The 13,501-nt window shown below is 54.3% G+C and carries 11 protein-coding genes; all 11 read left to right on the plus strand.

The window, feature by feature from the left end; translation table 11 throughout:
• Window positions 1–241: 241 nt before the first annotated feature.
• The 11 genes from DC3_RS02795 (at window position 242) to DC3_RS02845 (ending at window position 13,494) form a co-directional block, all read left to right on the plus strand.
• Window positions 242–2,035, plus strand: coding sequence for an HSP90 family protein (locus DC3_RS02795; protein WP_186815785.1), 1,794 nt, complete (start codon window positions 242–244; stop codon window positions 2,033–2,035).
• A 24-nt stretch (window positions 2,036–2,059) separates the two neighbouring features.
• Window positions 2,060–3,166, plus strand: a complete 1,107-nt coding sequence (locus DC3_RS02800) for a hypothetical protein (RefSeq protein WP_146882117.1) — start codon at window positions 2,060–2,062, stop codon at window positions 3,164–3,166.
• A gap of 418 nt (window positions 3,167–3,584) precedes the next feature.
• On the plus strand, window positions 3,585–3,845 hold the full coding sequence (locus tag DC3_RS02805) for a hypothetical protein (protein ID WP_146882119.1): 261 nt from the start codon (window positions 3,585–3,587) through the stop codon (window positions 3,843–3,845).
• Window positions 3,846–3,931: 86 nt separating this feature from the next.
• Window positions 3,932–5,059, plus strand: coding sequence for an HSP90 family protein (locus DC3_RS02810; RefSeq protein WP_146882120.1), 1,128 nt, complete (start codon window positions 3,932–3,934; stop codon window positions 5,057–5,059).
• Between the two features lie 239 nt (window positions 5,060–5,298).
• Window positions 5,299–6,087, plus strand: coding sequence for a type III pantothenate kinase (locus tag DC3_RS02815; protein WP_146882122.1), 789 nt, complete (start codon window positions 5,299–5,301; stop codon window positions 6,085–6,087).
• A complete protein-coding gene (locus tag DC3_RS02820) occupies window positions 6,074–6,457 on the plus strand; it encodes a hypothetical protein (protein WP_146882124.1) in 384 nt (127 codons plus the stop codon). The genes DC3_RS02815 and DC3_RS02820 overlap by 14 nt, the downstream gene beginning before the upstream one ends.
• 87 nt (window positions 6,458–6,544) lie before the next feature.
• The gene (locus DC3_RS02825; RefSeq protein WP_146882126.1) at window positions 6,545–6,946 is read left to right on the plus strand and encodes a hypothetical protein; all 402 of its coding nucleotides are present in this window, start codon (window positions 6,545–6,547) and stop codon (window positions 6,944–6,946) included.
• A 223-nt stretch (window positions 6,947–7,169) separates the two neighbouring features.
• Window positions 7,170–8,840: a hypothetical protein gene (locus tag DC3_RS02830; protein WP_146882128.1), complete on the plus strand. Its 1,671-nt coding sequence runs from the start codon at window positions 7,170–7,172 to the stop codon at window positions 8,838–8,840.
• 5 nt (window positions 8,841–8,845) lie between these two features.
• Entirely contained in the window at window positions 8,846–10,552 is a 1,707-nt protein-coding gene (locus DC3_RS02835) for a hypothetical protein (protein ID WP_146882129.1), read from the plus strand.
• Between the two features lie 19 nt (window positions 10,553–10,571).
• Window positions 10,572–11,852, plus strand: coding sequence for a hypothetical protein (locus DC3_RS02840; RefSeq protein WP_146882131.1), 1,281 nt, complete (start codon window positions 10,572–10,574; stop codon window positions 11,850–11,852).
• A gap of 1 nt (window position 11,853) precedes the next feature.
• A complete protein-coding gene (locus DC3_RS02845; RefSeq protein WP_146882132.1) occupies window positions 11,854–13,494 on the plus strand; it encodes a hypothetical protein in 1,641 nt (546 codons plus the stop codon).
• Window positions 13,495–13,501: the final 7 nt, after the last annotated feature.

Raw genomic sequence — 13,501 nt, forward strand, 5'->3', positions numbered from 1 at the left:
GTGTAAATCCGGGTCTACAGTCCTGACTGGAGGTTCTGGAAACCGTTCACAGAAGAGGGCTGTCCTGGTTTCTCACAAAAGATGTTTGATCTCCCATTGCAGCCCGGGAATCAAGTTCTCGCTGTCAACAGTGAACTGGAAACTGTGGACTTTCCCTAGGCCAATTTGCCTCGGTCCAGGGGTTTCCTCCCCGCAAACTGCACTATGGGGTTTTCTTCTGTTTACAGCTAAAATGGACGTTATGGTTCATAGTTTTAAGATTGACCTGAAGGGCATCATTGACCTGCTCTCCAATCACCTGTATTCCGATCCCAGCGTGTTTGTCCGCGAACTCCTGCAAAACGCTGTAGACGCCATCACCGCCCGCAAAAATGCCGGGGACCGTTTTGATCCGAACATCCAGGTCACCGTGGAGTCCGAAGGCGAAACAAAGCGCCTGGTTTTCGAGGACAACGGCATTGGCCTCACTGAAGATGAAATTCACGAATTTCTGGCCACCATTGGCCGCTCCAGCAAACGCATCTCCGAAGCCCGTGAATCGTACCTCGGGCAGTTCGGGATTGGCCTGCTGTCCTGCTTCATGGTTTCAAAGGAAATCCGTGTGTACACCCAGTCCAGCAAAGGGGGAACTGCCGCCTGCTGGATTGCCCAACCAGACGGAACTTACGAAATCTCCCAGACCAATGAGGCTCCAGAGGTGGGCACCCGGGTGATTCTGGAGGCCAGAGAGGACTTCGACTACCTGTTTGATTTCGAAAACCTGCAGGAGGACCTGTTCGGGTATGGTGAGATTCTGCCCTACCCCATCCACCTGTCCAGCGGTGATGAATACGCCCATGTGAATGCAGTGGCTGTGCCCTGGGTGACTTATGCCGAAACCGGCGATCCTGCCCAGAAAGAGCAGGTGCTGGCCTACGCCAGGGAGCGTCTGGGGCTGGAAGCCCTGGACTGCTTCCCTCTGAAGACCCAGGCTGGAGGGGTGAGCGGTGTGGCTTTTGTGCTGCCATACAGCACCCAGTCGAATTCCAGACAGTGGCATCGGGTGTACCTGAAGAACATGCTGCTCAGCTCACAGATCGACAACCTGCTGCCTGAATGGGCGTTTTTCGTGCGTTGCTTCCTGAATGTGCAGGGATTGCATCCCACTGCTTCCAGGGAGTCTTTCTACGAAGATGAACTCCTGACCCAGGCCCGCACGGAACTCAACCAGCAGATGCAGGCGTGGATCAGGCACCTCACCCAGCACGACCAGGAGGGCCTGAGGCGACTGCTGCAACTGCATTACCTGCCCATGCGTGCTCTGGCGGTGGACAACGATGAATTCTACCAACTGCTGGTCCATAGCTTTTCCTTCGAAACCAGCACGGGGCACATGACGCTTGGAGATTACCTGAAGTCCAATTCGGTGATCCGTTATGTCACCAACCTGGACCAGTTCAGGCAGATCTCACAGGTGGCATCTGCCTACGGACACAGCGTGATCAATGCGGTGTACACCTACGACATTCCGATCCTGCGCAAGTACACTTCGATGTTTGGTGTCCCAACAGAGGAAATTGATGCCACCACTTATGCCCACACCCTGGAAGATGTGCAGTCAGAGGGCCTGAAGGATTTTCTGCTGCTGGCCCAGGATGCCCTTTCCAGCCTGGAGTGTCAGGTCACGGTGAAGAAATTCATCCCTGACACCCTGCCCGCACTGTTCATTGTGAGCGAGGTGCACCAGGAGCTCAGTGACATCGAGCAGGCCCAGGAGGTCAGCGATGACCTGTGGTCGGATGTGCTGGAGGATTACGCCTCGGAGTTGCGCAGCATGCGGGTGGCCCATTTGCACCTGAACTTCAACAACAGTCTGGTGCAGAGCATGATGCACGCCGAGAACCCGAAAGTGGTGCGCAGACTGGTGCAGATGCTGTACGTGCAGGCCCACCTGCTCGGGCACCATCCCATGCGGCAAGAAGAACTGGCCCTGCTCACCGAGGGTCTGCAGGAGATGATGTACTGGGGTCTGCGTGCAGACCGGATGCTGAATTGATGGCCCTGAACAAATGGAGTGAACATGGAAACCATGGAAGAATTGATTCAACTTGCAGAAGCCCAGGGCAGCGAAGAAGAAAGCCTGCCTTTCTGGGAGCGTGCGGTGCGGCTGGCAGACACCCAGCGGGACATCGAGGCAGGGTTTCGCACCCGCACCGAACTGGTGCACGCAGCGACCTTTTCAGGGCATCCCAACAAAGCTCTGGTGCATTTCGCGTGGTTGATTGGCACTTTTGACAAGAACCGGGAACTCTTCAAGCACCGTGAAATGTACCTGATGTGGGCGTACAAGTGGATTTTGCATTCCATCTTTTCCTACCCGAATTTCTCTTTGCAACGGGCCTATCAGTTGCAGGAGGATTTCGAAAGGCGCACCCGCCAGCTGGGTTCAGGCTCCCATTACCATGCGTACCAGTCCCTCAGGCTTGCCCTGCACATTGGGGACCTGAAGGCCGCAGAGCAGGCGTTTCTGGCGTGGCGCAGAATTCCCCGCGATGACCTGAGTGACTGTGAGGTCTGTGAAAAGAACAAGGTGATGGGATACTACGAGGCCCGCGAGGATTACCTGAGCAGCGTTCGTCTGGGTGAGGAGATCCTCAGGAGTGACCGCAAATGCCACAACGTGCCGACCGTGACCTATGGCAGCCTGCTCTATCCCCTCTTCAAACTGGGCCGTCTGGATGAGGCCAGACAGTACCACCTGGAGGGGGTCACCAAAGCCCGAGGAGACCGCAACTTCATTCCCACCATTGCAGAACATGTGCAGTTTCTGGTGCTGACGGAAAACCTGGATGCCGCCCTCAGGTTGTGGATGGACCATTTTCAGCTGGGTTACACCACCCGTGACCCCCTGGACCGTTTTGATTTTGTGCTGGCCGGAGCCGCGCTGTTTCAGGTGCTTGCTGAAAAACGGTCCTCTCTGCACCTCATCTTTCCAGGTTTCTTTCAGGGGTATTCCCTGTCAGGAGAATATGACCCCACTGCCCTCTCTGCCTTGCTGCTGAAAGAGGCACAGGAATTGGCACAGCAGTACGACACACGAAATGGCACAGACCGCTTCCGGCAACTGATCGAACAGTGGATGGACCGGGCAGCAACCCAACGCCAGTTTTTTGCCATTCTGGGCTGAAAAATGAAAGGCCTGATGGTCTGCGAGCAAAAGCTGTGAAAGCACAGCATGTTCTGGCCTCGCCCGGGGATCTCTCTTCTCCGGGCTTTTTCTGTTGCTGTTTTCGTAAGCGCTTACGTCAATCTTTGATCCCGTAAAATGAAACCATCAACCCGAGGAAACTGGTCTCGTGTCCAGTCCAGAAAGTAAGGCTTTTGTATTTTTAGCTGAAACCCTCCTGAATCTTGAGCAAACAAAAGATTGTTTTTTGGCAGGACAAATGCCCTGCAGGTGCACAAAATCCAGAATCGGGCTGTACCGGGTACATGAAAATTTATTCATCTTTTTTTGATTTTTTGGGCTACAATGAAACTACAGTTTTAGAAGGCTGCTACTTCCCCCACAACCCAACTCCACTTCTGATCTGAAGGAGGATGCGATGAAGGTCCTGAAAAAAGCCGTAAATGTTGGTGCCCTCACACCCCCACGTCAGGTGATTTTCATCCGGGAAAGCGAACTGCCCACCAGCGATGTGGTCACGCTCAAAGATGCTTTCTTCGGTTCCAGCCATGATCCCTTTGTCGAAGTCCAGTGCGAGCACGGATACATCACCGCCATGGTCAGCGAGCACCAGCAGAGTGGCTGGTTCATGCTCACCTGCACCAGTGGTCCTCGCCAGACCCCCAGAAGCGTTGCCTGACCCGCGCAACTGCCAGGAACGCACCTCGCAAGTGAGGTGCTTCTTTTTTGTCTCCATCCTGCCTGGAATTCCTGTACGCTGTGGGCATGGACCCTTCTCAAGGGCAGCATGAACTGTCAACCTTGCTTTTTCGTGAATACCTCAGCACCCAGCACCGCAAAGATGCCCTGATGCTCTACGGGGAACATCTGCTTGGGATGTTGCCCTTTGACCACTTCGAATTGAAAAACGCCATGAATGAAGCCACGGGCGTGGTGTACCTGCTGCCTTACAGCATGTATCCCGGGTCACGGGTGTTGCACGCCCCTGCCCTGCTGCCCGAGTACAGTTTCTTCACCCACATCGTGCTGTGTGACGCCATCGAGCCCCAGAGCATCGAAAAGCAGATCTGGACTTACCTGCATCACCTGAGCCAGCAGGAACCTGAGCGTTTTCAGGAGTTGCTGCAACTTCATGACACCGGACTGAAAACCCTTGCCCTGGAGAACGAAGACCTGTTCCGGCTTCTGGTGCATCATTTTGTTTTCGAGACCACCCAGGGGAACCTGACGCTGGAAGAATACCTGCGGCACACCGGGTATGTGCGCTTCATTCCCCATGCAGACCAGTACGCCCAGATCCACCGCATTGCTGCATCACAGGGACAATTCATCATTCAGGCCTCGTATTCCCGGGATGCGGAACTCCTGACGGCCTACGCCAGGCTATACCCGGATTCCAGTGTGGAACTGATGGACGCCGTGGGTTACGCCAGTCACCTGGAAAAAATCGAACACCCCAGTCTGGAACCTTTCCAGGAAATGGCCCAGCAGGTGCTTGAACATTTTCAGGTGCAGGTGGATTTCCGCCGCTTCAGACCAGAAACCGTTCCTGCCCTGCTGGTGGCAAGTGAAGTCTACAAACACCACAGACATTTTCAGAAAACCCAGACCCACCAGAGCGCCCTGTGGACCGATGTCATCGAGCAATTGATTGAACAGGACCAGACCCCGATGGCCCGGCTCTACCTGAATTTCGACAGTCCGGTGGTGCAGCAGCTGTTGCAACTTCAGGACATTGCCGTTGTGGAAGAAACCCTGAAGATGATCTTTCTGGATGCCCTGCTGCTCGGGAAGCATCCCATCACACCAGAGGAACTGTCTCTGCTGTCCGAAGGTCTGGGCAAATTGATGCAATGGGGCATGCAGGCCAGCAGGTACCGAAATCTGAATTGAAGAGCAAATTCAGGCTTTACGGGTGGAAAAAAGCATTCAGCGTTCAGCTCTCAGCCATTTGCAAAGACTCACAGGGTGCTCTTGCTCTAGACCAGCAAAAGGGTTGAATGAAGTGAACCTCGCATCTGAGACTTCATTTCAGAAAGGCAAAGCGCTCAAGGCTGACCGCTGAAAGCTGACGGCTGACGGCTTTCAGCAACATCAACCCTGGATCACCTGTGCCCTCCCCCTGCTGTAAAATGACCCCCGTGAACATTCCCTTGCTCGCCATTGATGTGGGGAACACCAGCACCGTGCTGGGTCTGCTGCAATCCGATGGAACCCCCATCCGCAGTTTCAGAATCCGCACCGACCGGGATGCCCTGCCTGACAATTATGCCCTGATGATCCGCAGCCTGCTGGATCTGGCGAAAACCCCCGAGCCCCACAGTGCCATCATTTCGAGCGTTGCCCCCCCTGTGGGACAGAACATCATGCTGGCCCTGCAGGCGTACTGGGGCATTCCGGTGTACGAGGTGGGGCACCACAACCTGAATGTGCAGATCGACCTGAAAGACCCCACCACCGTGGGTGCAGACCGTCTGGTGAACATGTTTGGGGTCTGGGAGCATGTCAAGGAGGGCAAGTACGCCATCATCGTGGATTTTGGGACGGCCAGCACGTTCGATGTCATCCAGGCCCCCAGGCGCTTCATGGGTGGGGTGATTGCCCCTGGCCCATCCACAGCCGCAGATGCCCTTTTCAACAAGACGGCGAAACTCCCCCGGGTGCCCCTGATCGCACCGCCCTCTGCCATTGGACGCACGACCCCGGAGGCCATTCAATCCGGTCTGGTCTATGGCTATGTCGAGATGGTGGACGGCATGATCCGCAGGCTCTCCGAGGAGATGCCCGAAAAACCCGTGGTGATCGCCACTGGAGGTTTCGCACGCACCTTGATGGGCCTGTGCCGCAACATTGACGTGTACGACGACGATGTGACCATCAAGGGCCTGATCAACATCTGGCGCGAACATGCTCAGGATTGAATACATGCTTTACGAGGACCATGAAGAAGCCTCTTTTATGGACATTGACCTCAAAATTCTGGAAAACGACCAGGTGATCATCTCATGGGACCGACTGTACTTGCACACTGCCCTGCAACTGAGGCAGTGGTACATCAATGATTTTGCTTTCCAGAAACCCTGTGCGATGGTGGCAGACGACCATCATCCTCCTCTGCTCCTCGTTATGGTTCATTTGCAAGGTTCCATATGGAAGCTCCTGGTTCCTGACGAAAACGAACACTACCACATGTTGGCTCTATCACTTGATGACAGGGCAGTTGCCCATGCTTTCGAAAAATTCCTTGACGCTCTGGACCGCGATCTGAGGCGAATCAAATGCATTCCCTGAACCCTTTCCAACCCAATTCAACAGAAGACCGGGCCTCTGTCCGTTGGCAGAACTTCTCCTCTCACGACCTGCACAAAAGAGGTTTGCATGCTCAGGATTGAGTTCAACATCACCCAGAGGCCCTTTTACATTCCAGGAACCTCCAGGTATCCAGTGACCCTGAGCCTGCACTTTCACCAGGGGGACCGGCTGCTGGTGTCGGTGGAGCGCCTGAATCTGGAATGCGTGTACGACCTGCGCAACTGGCTGATCAGTGATTTTTTCTATCAAAAGCACTTCCTGATGACCGATGAGCATCACCGCCTGCCTTTTGTGGTGGGTCTGCTTTACGCACCGCAGGAGCGAGGGTGGCGGCTGATGGCCCATCAGCACGATCAGGATTACCGGGTTCTGGAGGGCCATTTCAGCGAAGTCGAGGTCAGAGACGGTCTGAATGCTTTTTTTGAAGACCTTCGGGTGGCTTTGATCGCTTTTGGCGTGCACCTGTGACATTCCGAATGGGAACCCAGGGCAATCCCTGAGCGATGAGAAACCTGAAGGCCCTGCCCGGATTTCTTCCCTGTCAACAACAGGCTTTAGGGATCTTAAGAAGCATTGAATCAGCAAAATGAGCCTGCCACTGAAAATCTTTTCATTTTCCTTACAAATCTGATACCACAATCTGCAAAACCCCGTGATACGGTCAGAACAATTGCTCCCACAGGAGGTTGTTTTGACTGTTTCTTTTCAGCCTTTCAAGACTGCATTTACCGTTGCTCTGCTGCTCCTTACCCCTGCTCTGGCCCAGCAGGAGGACACTTCTGACTGGAATGTGAGCAGGCAGGGAGACACCTGGACGCTCACCCCGAAACAGCTTCCACAGGGCCTCACCTTCAGGATGACCGCTTTCCCTGTCACCGCCCTGAAAAACCAGACGCTGGAAAGCTGGATGAAGGCCTTCATTCAGAAGGACAGCACCAAGCGCGGAAAAATCATCTCCCCACTGAACAACTTGCAGGAAGAGGGCAACATGCTCGTCGGAGCCCTGGGCATCGAAACCGCAGGGGAACAAAGGGTGCTGCTCTATGCCGCCATTGATGCACAGGAAGGCCACGGGCAGATGTTTCTTCTGGAATCCAGCCTGAACAAAACGCTCAGTGAAACTTACGGTCCCAGGTTTTCCAGCATGGTGGCGCGGGCCTACCAGGAGTACCACCCCAGTGCCTCACAAAGTTCAGGCACTGGCAAGTTTGCTTTGCCTGCAGGGGCAAAAAAGGGGGGCAAGCTGGAAACAGGCAAATACACCTGCCAGACCCCCGGATACCAGAACCAGGTCATCCAGTTCGATGTGAGCCTGTACGACAATGGCGAATACCGCCTGACCAACGACAGCACCGGAAAGTGGCAGTACAACCCCAAAACCGGTGAAATCGACATCAGCGTGACCGCCGACCTTTACAACTCCAGTTACAACAACGACACATTTTCACTGTTCTACCGGGACAAAAACAACAAACCCCTGATTTATGCCGAAGATGATGGTGATCCGACACTGTGCCTCTTTGCAGGCAAGGTCAAGGACCTCTCCCCGAGTGCCCAGGAAGCCGCCGATCAGAAAAAGCGCGAAGAAGAGCGGCGCTTCAAATACGTGACCGCTCCAGGCAAAGGGGTGCAGATGAACCAGATGGAAGGTCTGGTGCTGCATTACGAACTGCAGGTCAATGGCCTGAACGGCATGGTCATGCAGATGCCCGAACTCGCTCTTCTGCTGAAAGATGGTACGGCTTACACGGGCCTGAGGGTTCCGCCTGAGGACCTCGACATCAAGGCCTCCAGAAAATTTGAACCCGACAAATGGACGAAATGGAAAAAGAACGGCAAGACCTACCTGATGCAGGAAGGACAGAAATGGAATGACATTGGGAGCCTGAAAGTCGTGCCTGCCACAAAAGGTGAGAAGATCTCTGGCAACTTCAAACACATGGCGAGTTCCTACTCTTTCGGGCTTGGAGGCACCACTTTCACCACCTATTACAGCTTTGACAGCAAGAACCGCTTTGAAGTCAGTGACCATTCCCTGTCCAGCACAGGAGGAATGGCCGCCAGCAATGGTTTCAGCAGTTCGGCCAGCACCACTTCCGACAAAGAAGGCACCCGATCCACTGTTGGCACAGCAGGCGGAGGAGACAGTTTCGGCAATGGACCTGCAGTGGTGGTGACCTCCCAGAACAACAGCAATCAGGGAAACCCCGAGAAAGCAGGGACCTACACCCTCAGTGGTTACACCCTGCAAATGAAGACCAGCAATGGCAAGGTGATCCGCAAACTCTTCTTCTTTTTTGACAGCAAAAAAGAAGAAGTGTGGATCGAAGACAGCCTCTTTCATTCAACCCGAAAGGAGTGAAGCCCATGCACAGACCTCTGCTGCACACCCTGCTCACCTGCACCCTGCTGGTGGGCTCCGCACTCGCCGCCCCAAAACCCCAGGTTCCACAGGGCTGGTCTGCCTCCCAGAAAAATGAAGTGTGGACCCTGGTCCCTCCCGGTCTCAAACAGGGCCAGGTGTTCTTCATGCAGGTGCCTCCAGCCACTTCCCTGCAGGGCAAATCGCTGGAGGTGTGGGCAAAGAGTTTCATCCAGCAGGCCAGTGCCGCCATGGGCAAGATCATTGAGCCCGTGAAATACCAGCAGCAGGAAGGGTTTCTGGTGGGCTCACTGGGCGTGATGATCCAGAACCAGCCCGTGGTGCTGGTTTTTGGGGCTGTCCCTGCTGGAAAAAACCAGGGGCAGATCCTCCTGATGGCCTCCAGTCCAGATGCAGCACTGACGGAAACATATGGGAGCGCCATGTCAGACCTGATTGCCCATGCCATGAAGCAGCAGGGATCATCAAGTACAGCTCAGAATGCGCCTCAGAATTCTCCTGAAAACACTGCAGGGGGAGAAGTCTCTGGTCTTCCTTCTGGCGCAAAACTGGGTGGAAAACTGACTTATGGTGCCTACCAGTGCAGCAAACTCCTGTCCGATGGTGAAAAGCGCAAATACACCCTCAACCTCTATGAAAGTGGAGAGTATCGGGTGGGCAAGGATGACACTGGAGATTTTACTTTTGATGGAAAATCCGGGCGCATCAACATTGACGTCTCCTATGACCTCTACAACTCAAAGTATGAGGAAGAGGATTTCTCGGTGTTCTACCGGGACAAAAACAACAAGCCCGTGATCTACGCCGAAAACGACTATGGTCTGGGGGTCTGGAAGACCACCTGCCTGTATGCCGGAAAGAACACCTTGCCTTCCCCCAAAGCCGAGGCAGCACAGAAAAAGCAGCAGCAGGAAGAAAAAGACCGCTTCAAGTACGTGACAGCCCCGGGCAAGGGCGTGCAGATGAACCAGATCGAGGCCCTGGTGGTGCACTACAAGAAAGAGTATGACGCGGCAACCATGCTGACCCTTCCCACCCCTTACCTGGCCTTGCTTTTGAAAGACGGCACAGCCTATCTGGGCCTGAGGGTCCCTCCCGAAGACCTGGACATCAAAGCCTCCAGAAAATACGAACCCAACCTGTGGACCAAATGGAAAGGCAAGGGCAAATCTCTGATGCTGCTGGAGAAAAACAGCTGGAAAGCTTTCCCGGCAGATCCCGTGTTGCCTGCCAGCAAAGGAGAGAAGATCAAAGGGGAATTCAAGCACATCGACAGTTCCTACAATTTTGTTCTGGGGGGAAGCACCTTCACCGAGTACTACACCTTCGATGCAAAAGGAAATTTTGAACGCAGCAGTTCCAGCCTGTATTCCACCGGAAACCTGCAAGCCAACAATGGGGAATCCCTCAGTTCAGCTTCTTACAGCGACAAAGAGGGAAATTCGGGCAGCACAGGGTATGCCGGAGGGAACACCAATGGCAATGGTCCTGCTGTGGTGACCAGCGTGCAGAAATCCGACAAAAACCCCAACCCTGAGAAGGCAGGGACGTACACGCTCAGTGGGTACACCCTGCAACTCAAACAGGGGGATGGCAAAGTGGTCCGCAAACTGTTCTTCTTCTTCGACAAGAAAAAAGAAGACTTCTGGATCGAGGATTCATCTTTCTACCCCTCGAACCGCTACGACTGAGGCTGGAGGCAAAGGTCTGATGGTCTTTCACCAAACACTGAAAACCTGGACGGTGGGCCTGTTCCTCATCGGCCTCGTGGCACAGGCCGCACCCCCCAGCACCCCTGATGGCTGGACACGGCAGGCTCAAGGGAACACCTGGGTCTTGCAGCCCAGAAACCTCAAAGCAGGAGCCACCTATCAGGTGACGGTGTTTCCAGTCACACCCCTGAAAGGACAGGCCCTGGATGCCTGGCTGAAAGCAGTGATTGCAAAAGACGCCGCAAAACGGGGCAAGATCACCCAGAATGAGGGCATCCGCGAGCAGAACGGCATTCAGATCGGCACCCTTGAAGTCCAGAGCCAGAAAAAGCAACTTTATCTGCTGTATTTTGCCTTCCAGGCCAACAACGGTCTGGGCCAGGCCATGCTGGTGCAGACTGCGAAAGATCAGGCTGTGGGAGGACATTACAACAGTGACACCGCCGACCTCCTCTCTGGTCTGATTGAGGATCTGGCAGATCAGCCTGCTCCATCCGCACCCTCCCAGAGCACCCCCTCCACGTCTGAAGAAGCACAGGATGCCCCTTTCAAGTGGATCACAAAACCAGGAAAAGGGGTTCAGGCAGGTGACATTCAGGGGGTTTATCTGGCTTACGTGCCGAAATTCAACGCCCTGACCCTGTTTTATGAGTACAAAGAGCAACTGGCCTTGTTGCTCAAAGACGGAACCGCCTACCTTGGGTTGCGGGTTCCCCCTGAAGACCTTGATGTCAAAGCTTCGCGCAAGAACGAGCCAGAGCAGTGGACAAAGTGGAAGTCCAGTGGACAGAAACTCCTGATGCTGAATGGCAAAAACCAGAAGTGGGAGGAGCTGAAGTTTCGCAAGGTGCTTCCGGCAAAGACAGGAGAGAAACTGGGTGGGGATTTTGAGTACTTGGAGAACAACTCCAATGTGTATTACGGGGGCAGCATTTACGAGGAACATTACCTGTTCAGCCCCAATGGAGCATTTGAGGTCTCTTCGGCTTCTGAATTTGCTTCGATGAATTCTGGTGCACAGGTGATGGGGCATTCCCAGCAAACGCGTGACGGAGCAAGTGGGGCGGTCAGCACCAGCGCAGGGATTTCTTACAGCACAGATCACGCTGGGCGTGATCCGGAGCGGTACGGCACCTACACCCTGAAGGGGTACACCCTGGAGCTGCGCCTGAAAAACGGCGAGGTCCAGCGCAAATTGTTTTTCTTCACCAGCAGCAAGAAAGATGAGATCTTCATCGAAAACGCGACCTATTTTCCTCCCAGCAAGGATCAGGAGTGACATGTTCAATATTCACCCCCCCACGCTCGTCTCAAGAATCCTCTGCTTCGGTGTTGTGCTGTGGTCTGCAGCCCTCGCCGCAGGAAGCATCAAAGTCCCAGATGGATGGCAGGCCACCCAGGAAGGCAACCAGTGGGTTTTGCGCCCATCAGGCCTGAAATCCGGTCAGGTCTTCAAGCTTGTGGTGTTCCGGGATGTGGATCTGCAGGAAAAAGACCTGCAAACGTACTTCAAACAGTTCCTGGCGCAGAATGGCCCAGAACATGGGAAAGTGCTGCAACAGGGTGGGATCGAAGCCCAGGGGCAATTTTTGACAGCCTCTGTGGCGGTTCAGTCCCAGGGCAACACCCTGGTGCTGTTTTACAGTGCCTTTGAAGCTGGAGCGGGCCGGGGGCAGGTGGCCCTGGTGATGACCAGCCAGGATCAGGAATTGACCAGCAAGTATGCTCCGGTGGCTGGAGACATCCTGGGAAGTGTGGTGGCCCTCTATCAGGTCCAGTCCAGCGCCCTTGCCAGTGCAGATCTGCCAGCAGGGGCGAAGGTGGGAGGCAAAATTCAGGGTGGACTTTACACTTGCACCCAACACTTCACCACAATTGAGCCTGGAAAGTTCTCCCTGAGCCTGTATGACAACGGCGAATGGCGCATCGGGGACAAAAACGGCAAGGTGGGGTACAATCCCAGAACAGGCCAGATTGACATCAGTGTGCTCCTGAACCTGTACAACTCCAATTACGACCCGGACAAGGTGACAGTGTACTACCGGGACATAAACAACAAACCCTCCATTTATTCGAATGTGTCCCTGACCCCCATCACCTGCGCGTATGCCGGAAAAACCCAGCAGCCATCTCCCGAAGAGGAAGCAAAGAAAAAAGCCGAGAAAGAAGCCCAGGAAGCCGAAGCCAGACGCTTCAAGTGGTATACCGCCCCCGGCAAAGGGCTGCAGTTCAAAGACATCGAAGGCATCTATCTGCATTACCGCTCTCAATACAATTCCTACAGCATGCTTTATGACTACGTTGAGGAGTACAACTTGCTGCTCAAAGACGGCTGGATGTACGGCAATCTGGTCGTCACCCCTGCTGATCTTGATGTGAAAGCCAGCCGCAAGAATGAACCGAAAAACTGGTTCAAATGGAAACGCCAGGGCGAGGACATTGTGTACCTGGATGATGGTGAATGGCGCAAACTTGAGGGCACAAAGGTGATCCCCGCCAAACCGGGAGAAAAAATCCAGGGCAGTTTCCTGTTTCTGGCCAACAACAGCAACATGGTCACGGGTGGATCGGTCTACAAGGAGTACTTTCACTTTGACCGCAAAGGGGGCTATGCGATCAGCTCCACATCCAGCCTGTACGCCTCCGGAATGCCCGGTTACAGCGGATCAAGCACCACCTACACCGACAGTTCAGGCAGTTCAAGCTCTTTTGCTGCAGGCACACCCAATGGCTTTGCAGGAGGAGGTTCGGAAAACCAGACTGGAAACCCAGATCTTGCCGGAACCTACACCCTCGATGGGTACACGCTGGTGCTCAAGACCCGCAGTGGCAAAACCGTGCGCAAACTGTTTTTCTTTCCCAGCAACAAGAAGGACCAGGTGGTGATTGATGGGGTCACCTACTGGATTCCTTCGGATTGAGGAATCT

This window comes from Deinococcus cellulosilyticus NBRC 106333 = KACC 11606, assembly GCF_007990775.1.
Classification (GTDB): domain Bacteria; phylum Deinococcota; class Deinococci; order Deinococcales; family Deinococcaceae; genus Deinococcus_C; species Deinococcus_C cellulosilyticus.

Excerpts from the sequence above, each read along its gene's own strand:
- DC3_RS02820 (WP_146882124.1), top strand. The coding sequence starts at position 6,074 with ATGCTCAGGATTGAATACATGCTTTACGAGGACCATGAAGAAGCCTCT.
- DC3_RS02835 (WP_146882129.1), top strand. The coding sequence starts at position 8,846 with ATGCACAGACCTCTGCTGCACACCCTGCTCACCTGCACCCTGCTGGTG.
- DC3_RS02815 (WP_146882122.1), top strand. The coding sequence starts at position 5,299 with ATGACCCCCGTGAACATTCCCTTGCTCGCCATTGATGTGGGGAACACC.
- DC3_RS02805 (WP_146882119.1), top strand. The coding sequence starts at position 3,585 with ATGAAGGTCCTGAAAAAAGCCGTAAATGTTGGTGCCCTCACACCCCCA.
- DC3_RS02845 (WP_146882132.1), top strand. The coding sequence starts at position 11,854 with ATGTTCAATATTCACCCCCCCACGCTCGTCTCAAGAATCCTCTGCTTC.
- DC3_RS02840 (WP_146882131.1), top strand. The coding sequence starts at position 10,572 with ATGGTCTTTCACCAAACACTGAAAACCTGGACGGTGGGCCTGTTCCTC.
- DC3_RS02810 (WP_146882120.1), top strand. The coding sequence starts at position 3,932 with ATGGACCCTTCTCAAGGGCAGCATGAACTGTCAACCTTGCTTTTTCGT.
- DC3_RS02800 (WP_146882117.1), top strand. The coding sequence starts at position 2,060 with ATGGAAACCATGGAAGAATTGATTCAACTTGCAGAAGCCCAGGGCAGC.
- DC3_RS02795 (WP_186815785.1), top strand. The coding sequence starts at position 242 with ATGGTTCATAGTTTTAAGATTGACCTGAAGGGCATCATTGACCTGCTC.
- DC3_RS02825 (WP_146882126.1), top strand. The coding sequence starts at position 6,545 with ATGCTCAGGATTGAGTTCAACATCACCCAGAGGCCCTTTTACATTCCA.